We start from the raw sequence: 21,043 nt of genomic DNA, 5'->3' as shown, positions 1-21,043 counted from the left end.
GGGTGCGCTCAGACCGAGGACAGCCGGACCGCGCCCAGATCCTCCGAGACCTCGAACGCCGCCCGGTCGGCCCGGTAGACGTCGCGCGCGTACTCCACGCACCGGCCCTGCACGTCGCGGGTACTGCGCGTGAGCAGGGTGCCGGCCGACCCGGCGCGCACGCCCAACTGCACACTCGACGCGTCGTCGAGCACGATCGACTCCAGCACGGCTGTGGACCGGGCCAGCTCGATGCCGTAGCGCGAACGCAGCAGCGCCCACAGCGATCCGTCGTCGGGCTCGGTGAGGATCCCGGGGGTCAGCTCGGCCGGCAAAAACGTGGTCTCCAGCGCGAACGGCACGTCGTCGACGCTGCGAAGCCGGTGGAAGACGTGCACGGCAGCACCCTCGGGCAGGTCCAGCGCGCGGCGGACGGCGGGCTTGGCGATCTGATGCTCGGCCCACAGCAGCTTGGCGGCCGGCCGTCGGCCCATCCGGGCGACCTCCTCGGAGAAGCTGCCGACGTGGAAGCGGACCCGCGGCTCGGCGACGAACGTGCCGCGCGGCGGCTTGCGGTACACCGCACCTTCGCTCTCCAACAGGGACAGCGCCTGCCGCGCGGTCATCCGGCTGACGCCGTGCTGTTCGGCGAGCTCACGCTCCGACGGCAACAGCGTGTGCGGGCCCAACTGCTCGGTGGCGATCCGGTCGCGGACGTCCGCGGCGATCGACATGTAGAGCGGCGTGCCCGAAGCCATCCCAGCAGCGTAGTCGCGCGGACGGACCGCAGGCGTGCATGACGGCCAGGTAAAAGATGCCCGCGTGGCGTTGACGGGCCCGGCCCGCACCCCGATACTTTGGTTCAACCACATGGTCTATACCAACTCCAGGAGGCCCCGTGCCCGATCCGTCGCCGCGCAGCGATTCCCGCGATTCGGCAGAGCTCGCCCAGTTCGGCTATGCGCAGTCGCTGGAACGCAGAACCGGCCGGTTCGCGTCGTTCGCGGTCGCGTTCGCGTTCGTCTCGATCGCCACGGGCATCTTCACCACCTACGGGGCGGTGCTCAACAGCTCCGGGCCGGTCGGGATCTGGACGTGGCCCATCGCGGTGGTCGGGCAGCTGGCGGTGGCGTTCGTGCTCGGCGCGCTGGCCTCCCGGATCCCGGTCACCGGCTACCACTACCAGTGGATGTCGCGGCTGGCGAACCCGATCCTGGGCTGGATCATCGGGTGGATCTCGTTCACGTTCCTGGCGATCGTCGTCGTGGCGGTCGACTACACGATCGCCTCGACGATCCTGCCCGTGCTGCTCGACTACGAGAGCACCGCGACGATCGCGTGGGTGATGACGGCCGCCGTGCTGGTCATCCAGGCGCTGCTGGTGGGGTTCTCGACGCCGTGGGCCGAGCGGGTCAACAACAGCCTGGTCACCCTCGAGCTCGTGGGTATGGCGCTGCTGACCGTGCTGCTGCTCGTCGTCGCCGCGGTGCGCGGCGACATGGACATCTCGAACCTGTTCAGCAAGGGCGCCGTGCCCGCCGAGGGGTTCTGGAGCTTCGGGGACTGGACGTCGGCCGGGCCGTGGATGCTCGGCTTCCTGCTCGGCGCGTTCACGATCGTCGGCTTCGAATCCGCGGCCAACCTGGCCGAGGAGACCCACGACCCGGAGCGGGTGGTGCCGCGCGCGATGTGCAACGCGGTGCTCGCCTCGGGCGTGCTGGGCTTCGTGTTCCTGATCGCGGTGACGCTGGCCGCCGGGGATCCCGTCGCGCTGGCCGAGTCGGGCACCCCGATCGCGGACGTGATCAACACGACGCTCGGATCGGTGGTGGCCACACTGCTGTTGCTGATGGTGGTGCTCGCGATCTTCGCCTGCGGGCTGGTCATCATGATCACCGGCGTGCGGCTGACGTGGGCCATGTCCCGCGACGAACGGTTCCCGGGCTGGCAGCAGTGGAGCCAGATCTCGCCGCGCTTCCACACCCCGTTCAAGGCCACGCTGCTCTACCTCGCTCTGGCCCAGCTGATCCTGGCGATCTTCGCGCATTCGGAGACCGCGCTGTTCACACTGTTCAGTGCCGCGACACTGCTCCCGGCAGTGATGTACGCCTCGACCGTGGTGCTCTACTTGGTCAAGCGCACGTCGCTTCCCGTAAACGGCAAGTTCGACCTCGGAAAGTGGGAGATCCCGATCCTGGTGGTGGCGGTCGTCTGGCTGGCCTTCGAGCTGGCGCTGTTCCGTGACGCCGCCTTCAAGCAGGCCTGGGCCTACGTGCTGGTCATGGTCGCCATCGGCGCCGCCTACCTGGGCTACCTGCTGATCCGGCGCGGCCGGGACGGCCTGACGATGCCCGCCATGGCTTCCATCGACGCCGAGCTGCGGGAGTGACCGGACACATCCTGGCGATCGACCAGGGCACCTCGGGCACCAAGGCGGTCGTCGTCGACGACCGCGGCCGGGTGTGCGCTCTGGCCGAGGTGGCCCTGCGCCCGCAGTACCTGCCCGGCGGCGGCGTCGAGCAGGACCCCGACGCGCTGTTCGACAGCGTCGTCACCGCGGGGCGGCGGGCGCTGGCCGACGCGGGCGTACCCGTGCTCGCCGTGGCGCTGGCCAACCAGGGCGAGACCGTGCTGGCCTGGGACCGCGACAGCGGGCGCGCGCTCAGCCCGGCGATCGTCTGGCAGGACCGCCGCGCCGAGGCACTGTGCGCGCCGCTGGCCGACCACGCCGCCGACGTCGCCCAGCGGACCGGGCTCGTGCTGGACCCCTACTTCTCGGCGCCCAAGATGGCCTGGCTGCGGGCGAACCTCACCCGCGACGGCGTCGTGACGACGACCGACACCTGGCTGGTGCACCGGCTGTGCGGCGCGTTCGTCACCGACGTCTCGACCGCCAGCCGATCCTTGCTGACGACGCTCGACGACCCGGGGTGGGACGAAGACCTCGTCGCCCTGTTCGGCCTGTCCGGAGAGGCCCTGCCCGAGATCGTGGCCTGCGACCAGATCGTCGGCCAAACCGACGTTTTCGGGCCGACGCTGCCCGTGGGCGGACTCATCGTCGACCAGCAGGCCGCGCTGCTCGCCGAGAGCTGCCTGGAGGCGGGCTCGGCGAAATGCACGTACGGCACCGGGGCGTTCCTGCTGGCTCAGCTCGGCAACAGGCCGGTGCGCTCCCAGTGGGGACTCACCACATCGGTGGCCTGGCGGCTGCGCGACCAGACGGCCTACTGCGTCGACGGCCAGGTCTACACCGCGGCCTCGGCCGTCCGGTGGGCCGTCGACCTCGGCCTGGTGCCCGCCGCCGACCAGGTCGACGCGGTGGCCGCCCCCTCGAGCGACGGCGTGCTCTGCGTGCCCGCGCTGGCCGGACTGGCCGCGCCGTGGTGGAACGCCGCAGCCACCGCCAGCTTCACCGGCATGACCCTGTCCAGCGAGCGGGGGCACCTGGTCCGCGCGCTGCTCGAGGGAATCGCCGCCCAGGTGACCGCGCTGACCGACCTGGTGTCCGCCGACCTCGGGCGGCCGCTCACCCGGCTGCGGGTCGACGGCGGCCTCACCCGGTCGGCGGCGCTGATGCAGGCGCAGGCCGACCTCGCCCGGATGCCCGTCGACGTCTATCCGTCCCCGCACGCCACCGCGCTCGGCGCCGCGGCCTGCGCCCGACTCGCCGTCGAACCCGGTCTGGCCGTCGCGGACGCGGTCGGCACCTGGGCGCCGCACCACACCTACCACCCGGAATGGCCGGCCGAACAGGCCGCCGAGTTCCTGGCGCGTTGGCGCCACGCCGTAGAGGAGAGCACGCCATGAGTTCCGACGTCACCGCCGACGTCGTCGTCGTGGGGGCCGGGATCGTCGGATGCGCGATCGCCCGGGCCCTGGCCGGCACCCATCTGACCGTCACGCTGGTGGAGGCACGCGACGACGTGGGTGACGGCACCAGCAAGGCCAACACCGCCCTGCTGCACACCGGTTTCGACGCCACGCCGGACACGCTGGAGTCCCGGCTGGTGGCCCGCGGGTACGACCTGCTCGGCGCGTACGCCGAGCAGACCGGCATCCCGGTCGAGCGCACCGGCGCGATGTTGGTGGCCTGGACCGAGGAGGAGGCCGACGCGCTGCCCGGCCTGATGGTCAAGGCCGAACGCAACGGCTACCGCGACTGCGGCCTGGTGCAGACCGAGGAGATCTACCGCCGGGTGCCCGATCTCGGGCCGGGCGCGCTGGCCGGACTGACCGTGCCCGGTGAGTCGATCATCTGCACCTGGACCACCAACCTGGCGCTGGCCACCGACGCCGTCGCCCGGGGCGCCATCCTGCTGCGCGGCGCCCGGGTGACCGGCGCGACCGTGGGACCCGAGCACACCACCCTGCACACCACGCGCGGCGACGTGCGGGGCCGGTGGGTGATCAATGCGGCCGGCCTGGGCGCCGACCTCCTCGACGCCGAGTTCGGCCACCAGCGCTTCACCGTCACACCGCGGCGCGGTGAGCTGCTGGTGTTCGACAAGCTCGCCCGGCCGATGGTGCCGGTGATCGTGCTGGCGGTGCCGTCGTCGCGGGGCAAGGGTGTGCTGGTCAGCCCGACCATCTATGGCAACGTGATGGTGGGTCCGACATCGGAGAACCTGACCGACCGCACCGCGACCGGCACCTCCGAGAGCGGTTTCGAGTTCCTGGTGTCGAAGGGGCGTGCATTGATGCCCGCCCTGTTCGACGAGGAGATCACCGCGACCTACGCCGGGCTGCGCGCCGCCAGCGATCACGACGACTACCTGATCGACGTCGACGCCGCCGCCCGCTATCTGCTGGTCGGCGGCATCCGGTCCACGGGCCTGACCTCGGGGATGGCGGTGGCCGAGTACGTCACCGGACTGCTCGCCGAGGCCGGCGTGGACGTCACCGAACGCGACGGACTGCCCCCGCCGCCGCGGATGCCGAACATCGGCGAGGTCGGTGTGCGGCCGTACCAGGATGCCGAACGCGTCGCCGACGACCCGGAGTACGGCCGCATCGTGTGCTTCTGCGAACGGGTCAGCGCCGGCGAGATCCGCGACGCGTTCGCCTCGCCGATCCCGCCCGCCGACCTGGACGGCCTGCGCCGGCGCACCCGGGTGATGAACGGCCGGTGCCAGGGCTTCTACTGCGGCGCGCACACCGCGCAGCTGCTGGCCGCCGGGACGGCGCGATGAACCGCGTCGCGGTCGCGATCGTCGGCGGCGGACCGTCCGGGCTGACCGCCGCGGCGGCGCTGGCACCGGAGGTCGACGGCGAGGTGCTGGTGCTCGAGCGGGAGGCCGAGACCGGCGGAATCCCCCGGCACAGTGACCATCCCGGATACGGCCTGCGCGATTTGCGGCGGTTCGTCTCCGGGCCGGCGTACGCGCGGCGGCTCACCGCGATGGCCACCGATGCGGGTGCACGCCTGGAGACCGAGGCGATGGTCACCGGGTGGGCGGGTGAGCGGACGCTGCAGATCACCTCGCCCCGCGGCGTGCGCACGGTCGTCGCCGACGCAGTGATCCTGGCGACCGGCGCGCGGGAACGGCCGCGTCCGGCCCGGTTGGTCCCCGGCGACCGGCCCGACGGCGTCTACACCACCGGTCAGTTGCAGAACCTCGTCCACCTGCACCACGGCCGCGTCGGCAGCCGCGCCGTCATCGTCGGCGCGGAACTGGTCAGCTGGTCGGCCGTGCTGACCCTGCGCGAGGCCGGGTGCGCCACGGTGGCGATGGTCAGCGGTTATCCCCGCGCCGAGGCGTACGCCGCGTTCCGCGTGGCGGGCCGCGCGCTGCTCGAGGGCCCGGTGCTGACCGACGCCCGGCTGGTCGCCGTGCACGGTAGGGGCCGGGTGCGTTCGGTCACCGTGGAACGCGGCGGCGAACGCCACGAGATCGCCTGCGACACCGTGATTTTCACCGGCGACTGGATTCCCGACCACGAACTGGCCCGGACCGCGGGGCTGCAGATGGACCCGGCGACCCGCGGCCCGGCCGTCGACGCCGCGCTGCGGACCAGTCACCCCGGTGTGTTCGCGGTCGGCAACCTGCTGCACCCGGTGGACACCGCCGACGGGGCGGCGCTGGACGGGCGCCATGTCGCGACCGCGGTGCGGCACTGGCTGCGCACCGGCGACGCCGCGGAGCCGGAACCTGCCGCCGCCCGCATCCGGGTCACGGCACCCTTGAGATGGGCTGCGCCCCAACTCGTCTCGATGGACGGCGGGACTGCGGCGCGCGGCGATCTGCTGCTGTGGACCGACGAGTACCGACGGCTGCCGGTGCTGCGGGCCGTGCAGGACAGCCGGGTGCTGGGCACCGCGCGTACGCTGTGGCCCGCGGCGCCGGGGCGGGTCTACCGGGCGCCGTGGTCGCTGGTCGCCGACGCCGATCCCAAGGGCGGCGACGTCACGGTCTCGTTCGCCTAGCGCCCAGCGCCTCGGCGCGAGTGTGCCGTTTCGTCCGCGACTCGCCGCACGGGGCGTATCGATCCGCACACTCGCGTCCTAACCGGGCCAGCCGCGGGCCTGCAACGCCCTGCGCACCCGATCGGTGGTCGCAGCGGAGCGGGCCAGCATGGCAGAACTCACCCGGATGACCAGCCATCCCGCGGCCTCGAGCTCCGCCAAGCGCTCGATGTCCCAGGCTCTTTGGCGAGCATCGGTCCAATGCTGCGCGCCGTCGTATTCGACCGCGACCTTCCACTCGGGCCATCCCATGTCGAGGCGCGCGAACACTCGACCGACGGCGTTTCGAACCTCGATTTGTGTCTGCGGCACCGGCAAGCCGGCGCGGATCAACGTCAGACGCGTCAACGACTCATACGGGGACTCCGCTCCGCCGTCGACGAGCTCGAGCGCCCTGCGGAGCCGACGCAGCCCACGCGCTCCCGGGTGACGACTCCCGATGCACTCGATGTCGGCCGCCTTGACGTGCGTGGCGTTCATCAACGCATCGATCCGCTGCACCGCCTCTGTCGTCGGCAGCCGTCGGCCCAGATCGAACGCCGTTCGTGCCGGCGTGGTGAGTACGAGGTCACCGCGGGCGACGACCTCGTCGGACTCCAGTACGCAGGTGTGCACGATGATGCCCGCCGGCGGTCGCCGATTGTCGTGAACCAGTTCAGCGGCCGCCTCACCCTCGATCCACCGGGTTCCCAGCGTCGCTGCGGCAGAGAGACCACCAAGCACTCCCCGTCGAGACGACCACAACCACGCAGCCCGGGCGCGACCGGCGGCATCGAGTTCCGCGCCACGCGGAATCCACACGCCCGGATAGACCGCTTGATAGTGCCGGCGTAGTTGGCGGATGGTCAGCGCACCCGCGGCGAGTTGCTCAGATGCCCGGAAGGGCCAGTCGATCGCATCCATGGCCGCAGAGTGCCGGGACCCCACGACGAATCAGTCGGTGTCGACTCGGTTATCCACAAGCAATTCCGCCGAGTGTGCCGATCAGTCCGCGCGCGACGGCGCGTCGCGGATGAAACCGCACACTCGGCGGAGTCCCTAGACGGGGAGCAGCGCGTCGATGACCGAGGCCAGCTGCTTGGCCGAGCGGCACTCGTGCATCGTGATGACGTCTTCGTAGCGCGGCACCGCCGAATCGCCGCTGCCCCACAGATGCCGCGGCTCGGGGTTCAGCCAGTGCGCGTGGCGGCTGGCGTTGACCATGTGGGCGAGCAGGTCGGTCTCGGGATTGCGGTAGTTGTTGCGAGCATCGCCGAGCACCAGCAGGGAGCTGCGGGGCGACAGCACGTTCGGGAACTTGTCGAGGAACGAGACGAACGCGTGGCCGTAATCGGAATGCCCGTCGCGGGTGTAGACGCCCGCCTCCCGCGTGATGCGCTGCACCGCGACAGCCAGGTCGGCGTCGGGGCCGAACAGTTCGGTCACCTCGTCGGTGGTGTCGATGAAGGCGAACACCCGCACGCGCGAGAACTGTTGGCGCAGTGCGTGCACCAGCAGCAGCGTGAAGTGGCTGAAGCCGGCCACCGACCCCGAGACGTCGCACAGCACCACGAGTTCCGGCCGGGCCGGGTGCGGCTTCTTGAGCACCACATCGATCGGTACGCCGCCCGTCGACATCGACTTGCGCAGCGTCTTGCGCAGATCGATCTCCCCGGCACGTGAGCGTCGCCGGCGGGCGGCCAGCCGGGTCGCGAGCGTGCGCGCCAGCGGCGCCACCACCCGGCGCATCTGCCGCAGTTGCTCCCCCGAGGCCCGCAGGAACTCGACGTTCTCGGCCAGCTGGGGTACCCCGTAGGTCTGCACGTGCTCACGGCCGAGCTGCTCGGCGGTGCGTCGCTTGGTCTCCGCCTCGACCATCCGGCGAAGCTGCGCGATCCGTTGCGCGGCAAGCGCTTTGGCGATCTGCTCCTGCGTCGGACTCGGCTGTTCGCCGTAGGGCGCCAGCAGACCGGCCAGCAGCCGGCCCTCGAGGTCGTCCAGGCTCATCGCCTTGAGCGCCTGATACGACGAATACGACGGTCCGCGGCTGGAGTTGTACCGGCCGTACGCCTCCACGATCTGCGCGATCATCGCGGCCAGCCGCTCGTCGAGGTTGGCCAGTTCCTCGTTGTCGGAGAGCATGTCGACGAGCGCCTGACGCAGCGCCTCGACGTCGTCGGGCGGCAGACCCTCGCCGTCCTCCGCGTCGGCCAGCACGGTCCTGGCACCCAGCGCGGCCGGGAAGTACAGATCGAACAGCGCGTCGTAGGTGTCCCGGTGATCCGGTCGGCGCAGCACCGCGCACGCGATGCCCTCCCGCAGCGCAAGCCGGTCGCCCAGACCGAGCACACTCATCACCCGGCCGGCGTCCACCGTTTCCGACGGACCCACCGCGATCCCGGACCCGCGCAGCGCCTCGACGAATTCGACCAGGTGGCCTGGGATTCCGTGCGGCGCCAGGGGCTGGGGCGGGCGGATGCGTCGGGGCGCCATCAGTTGAGCCTCAGCTCCCCCGACGCCTTGACCTGATCGGACTGGTGCTTGAGCACCACTCCGAGCGTCGCGGCGATCAGCTCGTCGTCGATGGTGTCCAGACCCAGCGCCAGCACCGTGCGCGCCCAGTCGATCGTCTCCGCCACCGACGGCACCTTCTTCAGCGCCATGCCGCGCAGCACCCCGACGATGCGCACCAGCTCGTCGGCCAGGTGCTCGGGCAGCTCGGGCACCCGCGACAGCAGAATGCGCCGCTCCAGATCCGGGTCGGGGAAATCGATGTGCAGGAACAGGCAGCGCCGCTTGAGCGCCTCGGACAGCTCGCGGGTCGCGTTGGAGGTCAGCACGACCAGGGGTTTGCGCTCGGCGACGATCGTGCCCAATTCGGGCACGGTGACCGCGAAGTCGCTGAGGACCTCGAGCAGCAGGCCCTCGATCTCGATGTCGGCCTTGTCGGTCTCGTCGATCAGCAGCACCGTCGGGTCGGTGCGCCGGATCGCGGTGAGCAGGGGCCGGGACAGCAGGAACTCTTCGGAGAAGACGTCCATCTTGGTCTGATCCCAGTCCCCCGACCCGGCCTGGATCCGCAGGATCTGCTTGGCGTGGTTCCACTCGTAGAGCGCGCGGGCCTCGTCGACGCCCTCGTAGCACTGCAGCCGCACCAGCCCCGAGCCGGTGGCCTGGGCGATGGCGCGGGCCAGTTCGGTCTTGCCCACGCCCGCCGGACCCTCGACCAGCAGCGGCTTGCCGAGCCGGTCGGCGAGGAACACCGCGGTCGCGGTGGCGGTGGCGGGCAGATAGCCGGTCTCGGCCAGCCGGCGCGCGACATCGTCGATGTCGGCGAACAGCGGCGCCGGGCGTGCGGGGACGCTCACGTGGTGTTTTCTCCTGACTCAGGCCGGACGGGTGTGGCCGTCACCCCAGACGATCCATTTGGTCGACGTCAATTCGGGCAGCCCCATCGGGCCGCGGGCGTGCAGCTTCTGGGTGGAGATGCCGATCTCGGCGCCGAAACCGAACTGCTCTCCGTCGGTGAACGCCGTCGACGCGTTCACCATCACCGCCGCGGCATCCACCCGTTCGGTGAACCGTTGCGCGGCAGCGAGATCCGTGGTGACGATGGCCTCGGTGTGGCCCGTCCCGTAGGTGTTGATGTGGTCGATCGCCGCGTCGATGCCGTCGACCACCGCCAGCGCGATGTCCATCGACAGGAACTCGGCGCGCAACTCCTCTTCGGTCGGGTCGGCGTGCACCGCCACCCCGGCCGCCTGCAGCGCGCCGGTCAGCCGCGGCACCGCGACGTCGGCGACGGCCGCGTCGATCAACAGCGATTCGGCGGCGTTGCAGACGCTGGGCCGCCGCGTCTTGGCGTTGAGCAGGATGGCCTCGGCCATGTCGAGATCGGCCGAGGAGTGAACGTACACATGGCAATTGCCGACGCCGGTCTCGATCGTGGGCACCTGGGCGTCGCGCACGACCGCGTCGATCAGCCCGGCTCCACCGCGCGGGATCACCACGTCGACGAGGCCGCGCGCCTGGATCAGGTGGGTGACGCTGGCCCGGTCCTCGCTCGGCAGCAGCTGCACCGCGTCGACGTCGAGTCCCTCGGTGGCCAGCGCGGCGCGCAGCGCGTCGACCAGCGCGGCGTTCGACCGCGCCGCCGACGAACTTCCGCGCAGCAGAACGGCGTTGCCGGATTTCAGCGTGAGCCCGAAGGCGTCGACGGTGACGTTGGGCCGGCCCTCGTAGACGATGCCGATCACGCCGAGTGGGACGCGCTGCTGACGCAGCTGCAGTCCGTTGGGCAGCGTCCGCCCGCGCAGCACCTCACCGATCGGGTCGGGCAGGCCGGCGACCTGGCGCAATCCGTCGGCGATGCCCTCGACCCGGGTCGGGGTCAGCGCGAGCCGGTCCAGCATCGCCTCCGGGGTGCCCGCCTCCCGCGCCGCGGCCAGATCCGCCGCGTTGGCCTCCAGGATGGCGCGGGTGTTCATCAGGACGTGGTCGGCGGCCGTCCGGAGCGCCTGGTTCTTGGCCTCGGTGCTCAGCGTCGCCAGCCCGCGCGATGCGACGCGGGCGCGGCGGGCGGCGTCGTGCACCTGCCCGCGCAGATCGTCGGCCGCCGCGCTCCGCTCCGGTGCGTGCAGACTCATTAGCCCAGCGTAGCGTTGCCGCGATGGCGAGGATCTGCGTGGTCGGCAGTGTCAATGCCGACCTCTCTTTCACGGTCGCGTCGCTGCCCCGGCCGGGTCAGACGGTGCTGGCGTCGGAGCTCGCGCTCTCCCCGGGCGGCAAGGGCGCCAATCAGGCCGTCGCGGCGGCCCGGGCCGGTGCGGACGTCCACCTCGTCGCCGCCCTGGGCACCGATGCCGCGGCGGCGGAACTGCGGGCGCATCTGCGAGCCAACGGCGTCGGCCTGGAGGCGACGGTCGAGGTGCCCGGCCCCAGCGGGACGGCCGCGATCATCGTTGACGGCGACGCCGAGAACTGCATCGTCGTCGCACCGGGGGCCAACGCACATCTGGCGCTCAGCTCGGCCGCCATCCGGTCGGTGATCGCCGACAGTGACGTCGTGCTCATCTCGCTGGAGATCCCGATCGCCACCGCGCTCGCCGCGGCTGGCGTCGGGCGGGAGGCGGGGGCGGTGGTCATCGTCAACGCCTCACCGGCCGTTACCGACCCGGCGGACCGCGGGCGCCTGGCCGACCACGCCGACGTCGTCGTGGTCAACGAGACCGAGGCGCCCGACTGGGCCGAGACCCGCGTCGCGCACCTGGTGACGACCCGCGGCGCCGCGGGCGTCACCTACCGCGGCGACGGCGCCGATCTCGACGTCCCCGCACCCGCGGTCGAGGCGGTGGACACGACGGGAGCCGGCGACGTGTTCGCCGGCGTGCTGGCCGCGGCGTGGACCACCGGGGTCGAGGCTGCGCTGCGGCGCGCCGCGGCAGCGGGGGCACTGGCGACGCTGGTGCACGGCGCCGGCGACTGTGCGCCCTACAGTGAGGCCATCGACGACGTCCTCGGCCAAGACATGTGACGTCCCGACCGTGAGGACGACCGCCGTGACGACCCCACCCCGCCCCCCTGACGGCGACTGGCTCGGCACGCCGTATCTGCGCTTCACCCGGGAGAAGGCGTTCGGGGTGTGCACCCTGGACCGTCCCGAGGCGCGCAACGCGATGACCCCGGCGATGTACTTCGGTATCAAGTACGCGGTCTCGCACGTCGACAGCGATCCGGATCTGGCGGGCCTGCTCATCACCGGCACCGGCGACGTGTTCGCTCCGGGCGGCGACATGGGCGGCGGCGGGGCCGACAACTGGCTGACCTTCGGGTCGGCGCTCGGCATGGACGCGCTGCCGTTCGACACGCTGCGCCAGTCCGCCAAGCCCGTCGTCGCCGCGGTCAACGGGCTCTGCCAGGGCGGCGGTCTGCAGATCGCGTTGTGCGCCGACATGGCCGTCGTGAGCGACCGGGCGACCTTCCGTGTTCCCGAGCTCTACCGCGGCATCGCCGACACGTACTACAGCCAGATGCTCGCGCGTCTGATCGGTCCGGTGCGCACCAGGGACCTGATGTTCACCGGCCGCACGCTCTCGGCGGCCGAGGCGCTGGAGTGGGGCATGGTCGCGCGGGTGGTGCCGCATGACGAGCTGCAGGACGCGGCCCGGGAGGTGCTCGCGCAGTGTTGTCGCACCGCGCCGCATGCCCGGTCGGTGATCAAGGCGAGTCTGGACAGCTATGTCGGGCTCTACGACCGCATCGGCATGCAGGCCAGCCTGGGGGCGCCCGAATCGATCGAGGGATTCCTGGCGTTCAAGGAACGCCGCTCACCCGACTGGGTGCACCCGGATCTGCGCCTCGACGGCCGACTCTGAAAGTTCAGCCTTTTCTGAATACAGAAGTCGATGTACTGTCGGCGGTATGCGGACCGCCGTCGACAGTGACGCCCTCTCCCGGTTCGGGTACGCCCTGTCCGATGCGACGCGTGCCGAGATCCTGCTGATCCTGCGCGACGGACCCGGCTACCCGTCCGACCTGGCCGACCGGATCGGAGTGTCGCGCCAGATCCTGTCCAACCACCTGGCCTGCCTGCGCGGCTGCGGCCTGGTGACCGCGACCCCGGAGGGCCGGCGCAGCCGCTACCAGCTCGCCGATCCGCGGATCGCCCACGCTCTCGGCGACCTGCTGGGCCTGGTGCTCGAGGTCGATCCTGCCTGCTGCCCCACCGCCGACGAGCAGGGGTGCTGCTGATGACGATCTCCGCCGACCGCCGGGCGGTGCTGACCCGCCGCGTACGCCTGCTCGTCGCCGCCACGATCACGTACAACGTCGTCGAAGCGGTGGTGGCGCTCGCCGAAGGAACACGGGTGTCGTCCTCGGCGCTGATCGGCTTCGGGCTCGACTCCGTGATCGAGGTGTCGTCGGCCGCCGCGGTGGCCTGGCAGTTCTCGGCGGCGGATCCCGAGACCCGGGAGAAGGCGGCGCTGCGCTTCATCGCGTTCTCCTTCTTCGCCCTGGCCGCCTACGTCACCGTCGACGCCGCCCTGTCCCTGGCCGGCATCCGCGAGCCGCAGCCCACCCTGCTCGGGATCGCGATCGCCGCGCTGAGCCTCGCGGTGATGCCGGTGCTGTCGCTGGCTCAGCGCCGCGCGGGACGCGAACTGGGCTCGCGCTCGGCGGTCGCGGATTCGAAGCAGACCCTGCTGTGCACGTACCTGTCCGCCGTGCTGCTGGTCGGGCTGGTGCTCAACAGCACCCTCGGCTGGGACTGGGCGGATTCTGTTGCCGCACTGGGTATCGCGGCGATCGCGGTCCGTGAGGGCGTCAACGCGCTGCGTGGGGACCCGTGCTGCGCATGACACCTCCGACCGTCTCCCTCGCGCTGTTCACGGTGTTTCTCGTCGTCGGATTCGGCTGGCGCAGTGTGGAGCAACGGCGCCGCACCGGTTCCACGGGGTTCCGGGGGGTGAGCGGGCGGCCGGGCAGCCTCGAGTGGTGGGCGGGTGTGGGTTTCGTCCTCGCCATCGCCTGCGCGGTGCTGGCACCGGTTCTGCAGATGGTCGGCGTGGTGTCCCCGCTCGCCGTGGCCGACCGGCCCGAGGTCGTGTTCACCGGCGTCCTCGTCGCGGCGGCGGGCATCGCCGCGACCGTGTACGCCCAACTGGCCATGGGTGATTCGTGGCGCATCGGCGTGGACCCCGGCGAGAGGACGACGCTGGTGCGCACCGGGGTGTTCGGTCTGGTGCGCAACCCGATCTTCACGGCGATGATCCTTTTCGGCTTCGGCGTCGTCCTGATCACCCCCAACTGGCCGGCGATCGTCGGGCTCGTCCTGCTGATCGCGACGATCGAACTCCAGGTCCGCATCGTCGAGGAGCCCTACCTGCTGGCCGTGCACGGGGACGACTACCGCGGGTACGCCGCAAGCGTCGGACGCTTCCTGCCGCGAACAGGGCTGCGCCGCTAGCTCTCCGGCACGCAGCGTTCGATCTCGTCGAGCCAGGTGCGTGCCGACATGTCCGACGGTGCGCGCCAGTCGCCGCGCGGCGACAGTGAGCCGCCCGCGGACACCTTGGGCCCGTTGGGCAGCGCGGAGCGCTTGAACTGGCTGAACGAGTAGAAGCGCTGGGCGAACACCTGTAGCCAGTGCCGAATCTCCTTCAGCGTGAAGGACGGTCGCTTCTCCTCGGGAATGCCGAGGGGCCAGTCCCCACGATCGGCATCGCTCCACGCGTGCCAGGCCAGGAACGCCACCCGCGAGGGCCGGAACCCGTAGCGCAGCACCTGGAACAGCGAGAAGTCCTGCAGCACATACGGACCCACCTTGTCCTGACTGCTCTGGATCTCCTCGTCTTCGCCGGCGGGCACCAGCTCCGGACTGATCTCGGTGTCGAGGACGTCGGCGAGCACCTCATTGACCGTGTGGTCGAACTGCTCCGAGGAGATCACCCAGCGGATCAGATGCTGGATCAGCGTCTTCGGCACCCCGCCGTTGACGTTGTAGTGCGACATCTGGTCGCCCACCCCGTAGGTCGACCAGCCCAGCGCGAGCTCCGACAGATCCCCGGTGCCCAGCACGATGCCGCCCCGGAAGTTGGCCAACCGGAACAGGTAGTCGGTGCGCAGGCCGGCCTGCACGTTCTCGAACGTCACGTCGTAGACCTTCTCGCCGCGCGAGAACGGATGGTCCATCTCCTTGAGCATGAGCTCGGCGGTGGCCCTGATGTCGATGGTCTCGAACGTGACACCGAGCGCCTCGGCCAGGCGGGTCGCGTTGTTCTTCGTCCGCTCGCCGGTGGCGAAACCGGGCAGCGTGTAGGCCAGGATGTCGCTGCGCGGACGCTCTTCGCGGTCCATCGCACGCGCCGCGACGATCAGCGCGTGCGTGGAATCCAGACCGCCCGACAGGCCGAGCACCACCTTGGGATAGTGGAGCGCGCGCAGCCGCTGCTCGAGCCCGGAGACCTGGATGTTGTAGGCCTCGTAGCAGTCCTGCTCGAGCCGGGCCGGATCGTTGGGCACGAACGGGAACCGCTCCACCTCGCGCAGCAGCCCGATGTCGCCCCCGGGCGGATCCAGCCGGAATCCGATGCGGCGAAACGCATCGTCATCGATCAGGTGATGACGCCGGTTGTCGTCGAAGGTGCCCATCCGCGTCCGCTCGTTGCGCAGCAGCATCAGGTCGACGTCGGCGACCGAGCGCCGCTCGCCCTTCGGGAACCGTTCGGATTGCGCGAGGCAGATGCCGTTCTCCCAGATCATGGTCTGCCCGTCCCAGGCCAGGTCCGTGGTCGACTCGCCCTCCCCCGCCGCGGCGTAGACGTAGGCCGCCAGGCATCGCGCCGACGCCGAGCGGGCCAGCAGCGCGCGGTCTTCGGCGCGGCCGATCGTGATGGGGCTGCCCGACAGGTTGGCCAGCACCGTGGCGCCGGCCAACGCGGCTTCGGCACTCGGCGGCACGGGCACGAACATGTCCTCGCAGATCTCCACGTGCAGCACGAAGTTCGGCAGGTCCTCGGCGGCGAACAGCAGATCCGGCCCGAACGGCACGTCCGAGTCGCCGATCCGGATCTCCCCGTTCTCGTCGTCGCCGGCGGCGATCTGGCGCTTCTCGTAGAACTCGCGGTAGGTGGGCAGGTAGGACTTGGGCACCACGCCCAGCACGCGGCCCCGGTGGATCACCACGGCGGTGTTGTAGACGCGGTGCCGGTGCCGCAGCGGTGCACCGACGACGAGCACCGGCAGCAGCGCCGCCGAACCGGCCGCCACCTGCAGGACCGCGTCCTCGACGGCCTCGAGCAGCGCGTCCTGCATGACGATGTCCTCGATCGAGTAGCCCGAGAGGGTCAGTTCGGGGAACACCGCCAGACCGATGTTGTCGTCATCGCAGTCACGGGCGATGCGCAGCACCGTCTCGGCGTTCGCGGCGGGGTCGGCCAGCGCGGTGTGATGGGTGCACGCGGCGATACGGACGAAGCCCTGCTGATACGCCGAGTAAAAGTCCATGCCTCATTGTGTCCCCGCGATTTTCCCGGGTATGCACGGCCCCATGAGCGACACGGTCATTCTCGTCATCGACATGATGAACACGTACCGGCACCCGGACGCCGAAACGCTGATCCCCCACGTCGAGCCGATCATCGACCCGCTGAGCCGGCTGGTCTCCGAGGCCCACGATCGTGACGACGTCGAATTGGTCTACGTCAACGACAACTACGGCGACTTCAGCGCCGAGTTCAGCGACATCGTGCGCAGCGCCCTGGACGGGGAGCGGCCCGATCTGGTCGAACCGATCGTGCCGCAGCACGGTCTGCGGTTGATGACGAAGGTCCGCCACAGCGCCTTCTACGCGACCCCGCTGGCCTATCTGCTCACGCAGCTCAAACCGGACCGTCTCGTGCTGACCGGGCAGGTCACCGAGCAGTGCGTCCTCTACACCGCCCTGGACGCCTACGTCCGGCACTTCCCGGTGGTCATCCCCCGAGACGGCGTCGCCCACATCGACCCGGCGCTGGGTGAGGCCGCCCTGCAGATGATGGAGCAGAACATGGGCGCCGAGATCATCGCGGCGGCTGACTGCCTGCCCTGAGCAGCGCGGACGCGCGGGCACCTATCCTCGACAGCGTGGAATCCCCCGAGTTGATCACCGCCCTGCGGGGCCGGCGCGTGGCCGTCCTCACCGGGGCCGGCATGTCGACGGACTCCGGGATTCCGGACTACCGCGGACCGGACTCGCCGCCGGCCAACCCGATGACGATCAGACAGTTCACGTCCGACCCGGTGTTCCGCCAGCGCTACTGGGCCCGTAACCACGTCGGGTGGCGGCACATGGACGAGCGCCGACCCAACGCGGGGCACCGCGCCCTGGCCGCGCTGGAACGCGCGGGCGTCGTGACGGGACTGATCACCCAGAACGTCGACCTGCTGCACACCAAGGCCGGCAGCCGGGCCGTCATCAACCTGCACGGCACATACGTACACGTGGTCTGCCTGGACTGCGGGCACGGCATGTCCCGGGCAGCACTCGACGAACTGCTCGAGGCGGCGAACCCCGGCTTTCGGGAGCGAGTGCGCGGCGTGGACAGCATCGCGGTCGCCCCGGACGCCGACGCGGTGGTCGGCGACACCTCGAGCTTCCGGATCATCGACTGTCCGGCGTGTGGCGGGATGCTCAAACCCGACATCGTCTATTTCGGGGAGAGCGTGCCGAAAAGCCGCGTGGACGAGGCGTATTCGATGGTCGACGACGCCGACGCACTGTTGGTCGCCGGCTCGTCGCTGACGGTGTACTCCGGTTACCGCTTCGTGCGGCACGCCGCCGCCCGGGGCGTCCCGATCGCGATCGTCAACCGCGGCCGGACCCGGGGGGACGATCTGGCGACGGTCACGATCGACAACGGGTGCTCACCGATGCTCGCGCTGCTCGCCGACGAGCTGCCCGCGCTGGCGAGTTCGGCGTAGCCGTGGTGACGTCCGTACTGCCGAGGCTGCGGCTCCCGGCCGGGCCGGTGTCGGGCCGGTGGAGCGCCGGCATCGGCGACGCCGTCGCCGGGCTCACTCGCGCGCCCGCGCCGCTGAGCAATCTGTTGCGTCTGCTCAATCACGTCGGCAGCCTGGGTATCAGCGCTGACGCGGTGGAGTTCGACGGCGACGCGGTGGACTGGAACGACGTCAAGAGCGTCGAGACCCACAGCCTGGTCGGTTACCTGCTCTCCGACGCGCTCGACGCCCAGATCGGGAAGCTGCCGCTGCCCCGCTTCCCCGGGCGAGGGCTGCTGCTCGACCTGGCGTCCGACGCGGTGCTGACGGCGCTCGTCGCGGCCGCCGGGGGCACGGTGGGGGGTCTGCTGGACGTGCGCATCCCGGCGGAGGTCAACTACCGGGGCATGATCCGCAACCGCACACTGTCGGCGGGCGTGCTCGCCACGCTGTTGATGGCCGACCCGGCCGTGCGCGACGCCCTGATCGCGACCGCGCAGGCGCATGGTGTGCCCGTCCGCCGCGCCGACGACGACGCGATCGACGCCGCCGAGCGGCGCGTGCGGCGGTGGAAAGACCGCTAGACGGCGACGAGGTCGTCGGCGTGCACCGCGGGCCGGCGCATCTCGGCGGGCAGGTCCGACGTCGACCGGCCCAGCATCGTGGCCAGTTCCGCCGCGTCGTAGGCCACCACGCCGCGGGCGACCATCGTCGAATCCTGGGCCCGCAGTTCGACGACGTCGCCGCCGTAGAAGCGGCCCGACACCGCCGTGATGCCTGCGGGCAGCAGTGAACGACGTTGCTTGACAACGGCTTTCACCGCGCCATCGTCGAGGGTCAGAGATCCGACCGCTTCGGCGGCGTACCGCACCCAGAACCGGCGTGCCGACATCCGCTCGGCACGCGGTGCGAACACGGTGCCCACCGACGCACCGTCGAGGGCCGCGGCCGCGTCGGAGGCCGCGGCCAGCAGCACCGGCACCCCCGCGTCGGCCGCCAGCAGCGCCGAGGACAGTTTGGAGACCATCCCGCCGGTGCCCAGGTGGCTGCCCCGGCCCGCGGTCACCCCCTCCAGGTCGTCCGGCCCGGCGACCTCGGAGATGTAGCGTGCGTTGCCTTTTCGCGGATCGCTGTCGTACAGACCGTCGACGTCGGAGAGCAGGATCAGCGCATCGGCGCCGACGAGATGCGCCACCAGCGCCGAGAGCCGGTCGTTGTCGCCGAACCGGATCTCGTTGGTGGCCACCGTGTCGTTCTCGTTGACGATCGCCACCGCGTGCAGCGCCCGCAGGCGGTCGAGCGTGCGCTGGGCGTTGGTGTGTTGCACGCGCATCGAGATGTCGTGCGCGGTCAGCAGCACCTGCCCGACGGTGCGCTCATAGCGTCCGAACGCCGCACTCCACGAGTTCACCAGCGCCACCTGCCCCACGCTGGCGGCGGCCTGCTTGGTCGCCAGATCGGTGGGCCGGCGGGTCAGCCGCAGCGGTTCGATTCCCGCGGCGATCGCTCCGGATGACACGATCACCACGTCCGAGCCCGACTTCATCCGCGCTTCGATCGCGTCGGCGAGGTGCTCCAGACGGCTGCGGTCGAATTCGCCTGTCGGAGTGGTCAGTGCGGTGGTACCGATCTTGACGACCACGGAGCGCGCGGTACGGATCGCGTCCCGGTGCCGGCTCATTCGTCGTGACTTTCCCGGCGCGCCTTCCGTGCCGCCTTGCGCTCGTCGGCCGACACCCGCTCGTTCTGCTCGAGTCGGATGTCGGTGCCCCGCCCGGACAGATGCACGTCGACCCCGGCCGGAGTCTGCGGCTCCCAATCGAATGTCATGTCGCCGATCGTCACCGCGCACCCGGGCTTCGCGCCGAGCTTGAGCAGTTCGTCCTCGACGCCGAGCCGGGCCAATCGGTCACCGAGATATCCGACCGCTTCGTCGTTGTCGAAGTTCGTCTGCGCGACCCAGCGCTGCGGGCGGGTACCGCGCACGACGAAGCCGCCCTCGCCGTCGGGTTCCACGGAGAACGCCGTCTCGTCGACGGGCACGGGTCGGATCACCGGCCGGCGCGGCACCACCTCGGGTTGCGCGGCACGGTAGGCCGCCACCATGTCCCAGAGCGCGAACGTCAACGGCCGCAGTCCTTCTCGGGTGACGGTGGAGACCTCGAACACGGGCCAGCCGAACCGGCGATCGATCTCCTCGCGGACGAATTCCGCCAGTTCCCGGGCGTCGGGCACGTCGATCTTGTTGAGCACCACCGCGCGCGGACGCTCCGCGAGGTCACCGAGCGTGGTGTCGCCCTGCAGGGTCGGGGTGTAGGCCGCGATCTCGGCCTCCAGCGCCTCGATGTCGGAGACCGGGTCGCGCCCCGGTTCCAGGGTGGCGCAGTCGACTACGTGCACCAGCACCGCGCAGCGCTCGATGTGGCGCAGGAAGTCCAGACCCAGGCCACGGCCCTCCGAGGCGCCGGGAATCAGACCGGGCACGTCGGCGACGGTGAACGTGTGATCGCCGGCCGAGACCACGCCGAGGTTGGGTGCCAGCGTCGTGAACGGGTAGTCCGCGATCTTCGGCTTGGCCGCCGAGATCGCCGACACCAACGACGACTTGCCCGCCGACGGGAAGCCGACCAGGCCCACGTCGGCGACCGTTTTCAGTTCAAGGGTGAGATCGCGGACCTCGCCCTTCTCGCCGAGCAGCGCGAACCCCGGGGCCTTGCGCGCGCGTGAGGCCAGCGCGGCGTTGCCCAGCCCGCCGCGCCCGCCGGCGGCGGCTTCGAAGCGGGTGCCCGCGCCGACCAGATCGGCCAGCAGACGGCCCTGTTCGTCGAGCACGACGGTGCCGTCGGGAACTTTGACCTCGAGATCGACGCCCGCGGCGCCGTCCCGATTGCTGCCGGCACCCTGCTTGCCCGAGGGCGCGACCACGTGCGGGTGGAAGTGGAAGTCGAGGAGCGTGTGCACCTGAGGGTCGACGACGAAGACGATGCTGCCGCCGCGGCCGCCGTTTCCGCCGTCGGGACCGCCGAGAGGCTTGAACTTCTCGCGGTGCACCGAGGCGCAGCCGTTGCCGCCGTTACCCGCTCGCGCGTGGATGACGACGCGGTCGATGAACCGGGTCATCGGAGTCCTCCTCTCTCAGCCGAA

General features: G+C 70.9%; 20 protein-coding genes. 12 read left to right on the top strand and 8 right to left on the bottom strand.

What is annotated here, in order from left to right; translation table 11 throughout:
* Nucleotides 1–8 precede the first annotated feature (8 nt).
* The gene (locus tag MCHLDSM_RS00290; RefSeq protein WP_048468327.1) at nt 9–737 is read right to left on the bottom strand and encodes a GntR family transcriptional regulator; all 729 of its coding nucleotides are present in this window, start codon (nt 735–737) and stop codon (nt 9–11) included.
* A 140-nt stretch (nt 738–877) separates the two neighbouring features.
* On the opposite strand from MCHLDSM_RS00290, the gene MCHLDSM_RS00285 reads away from it, so the two are divergent.
* The 4 genes from MCHLDSM_RS00285 to MCHLDSM_RS00270 are packed head-to-tail and all read left to right on the top strand — an operon-like array spanning nt 878 to nt 6,403.
* The gene (locus tag MCHLDSM_RS00285) at nt 878–2,368 is read left to right on the top strand and encodes an amino acid permease (RefSeq protein ID WP_048468326.1); all 1,491 of its coding nucleotides are present in this window, start codon (nt 878–880) and stop codon (nt 2,366–2,368) included.
* Nucleotides 2,365–3,786, top strand: coding sequence for an FGGY family carbohydrate kinase (locus MCHLDSM_RS00280; RefSeq protein ID WP_048468325.1), 1,422 nt, complete (start codon nt 2,365–2,367; stop codon nt 3,784–3,786). Before MCHLDSM_RS00285 ends, MCHLDSM_RS00280 begins: the two co-directional genes overlap by 4 nt.
* Complete coding sequence (locus MCHLDSM_RS00275) at nt 3,783–5,168, top strand: NAD(P)/FAD-dependent oxidoreductase (RefSeq protein WP_048468324.1); 1,386 nt, start codon at nt 3,783–3,785, stop codon at nt 5,166–5,168. The genes MCHLDSM_RS00280 and MCHLDSM_RS00275 overlap by 4 nt, the downstream gene beginning before the upstream one ends.
* Nucleotides 5,165–6,403 carry an NAD(P)/FAD-dependent oxidoreductase gene (locus MCHLDSM_RS00270; RefSeq protein ID WP_048468323.1) on the top strand — a complete coding sequence of 413 codons (1,239 nt, stop codon included), beginning with the start codon at nt 5,165–5,167 and terminating at the stop codon, nt 6,401–6,403. The genes MCHLDSM_RS00275 and MCHLDSM_RS00270 overlap by 4 nt, the downstream gene beginning before the upstream one ends.
* A 78-nt stretch (nt 6,404–6,481) precedes the next feature.
* Here MCHLDSM_RS00270 and MCHLDSM_RS00265 read toward each other — a convergent pair whose 3' ends face one another.
* The 4 genes from MCHLDSM_RS00265 to MCHLDSM_RS00250 form a co-directional block, all read right to left on the bottom strand.
* Complete coding sequence (locus MCHLDSM_RS00265; RefSeq protein WP_048468322.1) at nt 6,482–7,345, bottom strand: endonuclease domain-containing protein; 864 nt, start codon at nt 7,343–7,345, stop codon at nt 6,482–6,484.
* 135 nt (nt 7,346–7,480) lie between these two features.
* A complete protein-coding gene (locus MCHLDSM_RS00260; protein WP_048468321.1) occupies nt 7,481–8,914 on the bottom strand; it encodes a vWA domain-containing protein in 1,434 nt (477 codons plus the stop codon).
* On the bottom strand, nt 8,914–9,789 hold the full coding sequence (locus MCHLDSM_RS00255) for an AAA family ATPase (RefSeq protein WP_048468320.1): 876 nt from the start codon (nt 9,787–9,789) through the stop codon (nt 8,914–8,916). Before MCHLDSM_RS00255 ends, MCHLDSM_RS00260 begins: the two co-directional genes overlap by 1 nt.
* An 18-nt stretch (nt 9,790–9,807) precedes the next feature.
* Nucleotides 9,808–11,067, bottom strand: a complete 1,260-nt coding sequence (locus MCHLDSM_RS00250) for a glutamate-5-semialdehyde dehydrogenase (RefSeq protein WP_048468319.1) — start codon at nt 11,065–11,067, stop codon at nt 9,808–9,810.
* Nucleotides 11,068–11,090: 23 nt separating this feature from the next.
* On the opposite strand from MCHLDSM_RS00250, the gene MCHLDSM_RS00245 reads away from it, so the two are divergent.
* The 5 genes from MCHLDSM_RS00245 to MCHLDSM_RS00225 are packed head-to-tail and all read left to right on the top strand — an operon-like array spanning nt 11,091 to nt 14,387.
* Nucleotides 11,091–11,954 (top strand): PfkB family carbohydrate kinase, encoded by an 864-nt coding sequence (locus MCHLDSM_RS00245; protein WP_048468318.1) that lies wholly within the window; start codon nt 11,091–11,093, stop codon nt 11,952–11,954.
* A gap of 25 nt (nt 11,955–11,979) precedes the next feature.
* Complete coding sequence (locus tag MCHLDSM_RS00240) at nt 11,980–12,795, top strand: enoyl-CoA hydratase/isomerase family protein (protein ID WP_048468450.1); 816 nt, start codon at nt 11,980–11,982, stop codon at nt 12,793–12,795.
* Nucleotides 12,796–12,841: 46 nt separating this feature from the next.
* Nucleotides 12,842–13,171, top strand: a complete 330-nt coding sequence (locus MCHLDSM_RS00235; protein ID WP_048468317.1) for an ArsR/SmtB family transcription factor — start codon at nt 12,842–12,844, stop codon at nt 13,169–13,171.
* Nucleotides 13,171–13,779, top strand: a complete 609-nt coding sequence (locus tag MCHLDSM_RS00230) for a cation efflux transmembrane domain-containing protein (RefSeq protein ID WP_048468449.1) — start codon at nt 13,171–13,173, stop codon at nt 13,777–13,779. The genes MCHLDSM_RS00235 and MCHLDSM_RS00230 overlap by 1 nt, the downstream gene beginning before the upstream one ends.
* Nucleotides 13,776–14,387, top strand: a complete 612-nt coding sequence (locus tag MCHLDSM_RS00225; RefSeq protein ID WP_048468448.1) for a methyltransferase family protein — start codon at nt 13,776–13,778, stop codon at nt 14,385–14,387. The genes MCHLDSM_RS00230 and MCHLDSM_RS00225 overlap by 4 nt, the downstream gene beginning before the upstream one ends.
* Here the strand turns inward: MCHLDSM_RS00225 and MCHLDSM_RS00220 are convergent.
* Nucleotides 14,384–16,426, bottom strand: a complete 2,043-nt coding sequence (locus tag MCHLDSM_RS00220; RefSeq protein ID WP_048468316.1) for an NAD(+) synthase — start codon at nt 16,424–16,426, stop codon at nt 14,384–14,386. The genes MCHLDSM_RS00225 and MCHLDSM_RS00220 overlap by 4 nt on opposite strands.
* Nucleotides 16,427–16,469: 43 nt before the next feature.
* On the opposite strand from MCHLDSM_RS00220, the gene MCHLDSM_RS00215 reads away from it, so the two are divergent.
* Genes MCHLDSM_RS00215 through MCHLDSM_RS00205 form a run of 3 tightly spaced genes read left to right on the top strand, consistent with a single transcriptional unit; the run spans nt 16,470 to nt 18,483 of the window.
* Entirely contained in the window at nt 16,470–17,009 is a 540-nt protein-coding gene (locus tag MCHLDSM_RS00215; RefSeq protein WP_048468315.1) for a cysteine hydrolase family protein, read from the top strand.
* 35 nt (nt 17,010–17,044) lie between these two features.
* A complete protein-coding gene (locus MCHLDSM_RS00210; RefSeq protein ID WP_048468314.1) occupies nt 17,045–17,881 on the top strand; it encodes an NAD-dependent protein deacetylase in 837 nt (278 codons plus the stop codon).
* A 5-nt stretch (nt 17,882–17,886) separates the two neighbouring features.
* Nucleotides 17,887–18,483: a hypothetical protein gene (locus tag MCHLDSM_RS00205; protein ID WP_063840591.1), complete on the top strand. Its 597-nt coding sequence runs from the start codon at nt 17,887–17,889 to the stop codon at nt 18,481–18,483.
* Here the strand turns inward: MCHLDSM_RS00205 and proB are convergent.
* Nucleotides 18,480–19,580 (bottom strand): glutamate 5-kinase, encoded by a 1,101-nt coding sequence (gene proB / locus MCHLDSM_RS00200; protein ID WP_048468312.1) that lies wholly within the window; start codon nt 19,578–19,580, stop codon nt 18,480–18,482. The two genes, MCHLDSM_RS00205 and proB, sit on opposite strands and share 4 nt — an antisense overlap.
* The gene (obgE, locus tag MCHLDSM_RS00195) at nt 19,577–21,019 is read right to left on the bottom strand and encodes a GTPase ObgE (RefSeq protein ID WP_048468311.1); all 1,443 of its coding nucleotides are present in this window, start codon (nt 21,017–21,019) and stop codon (nt 19,577–19,579) included. Before obgE ends, proB begins: the two co-directional genes overlap by 4 nt.
* Nucleotides 21,020–21,043: the final 24 nt, after the last annotated feature.

Source organism: Mycolicibacterium chlorophenolicum, from assembly GCF_001044235.1.
In the GTDB taxonomy this organism is placed as follows: domain Bacteria; phylum Actinomycetota; class Actinomycetes; order Mycobacteriales; family Mycobacteriaceae; genus Mycobacterium; species Mycobacterium chlorophenolicum.
Note: the sequence above shows the minus strand (reverse complement) of the source record. Positions and strands in the feature narration are given on the sequence as shown.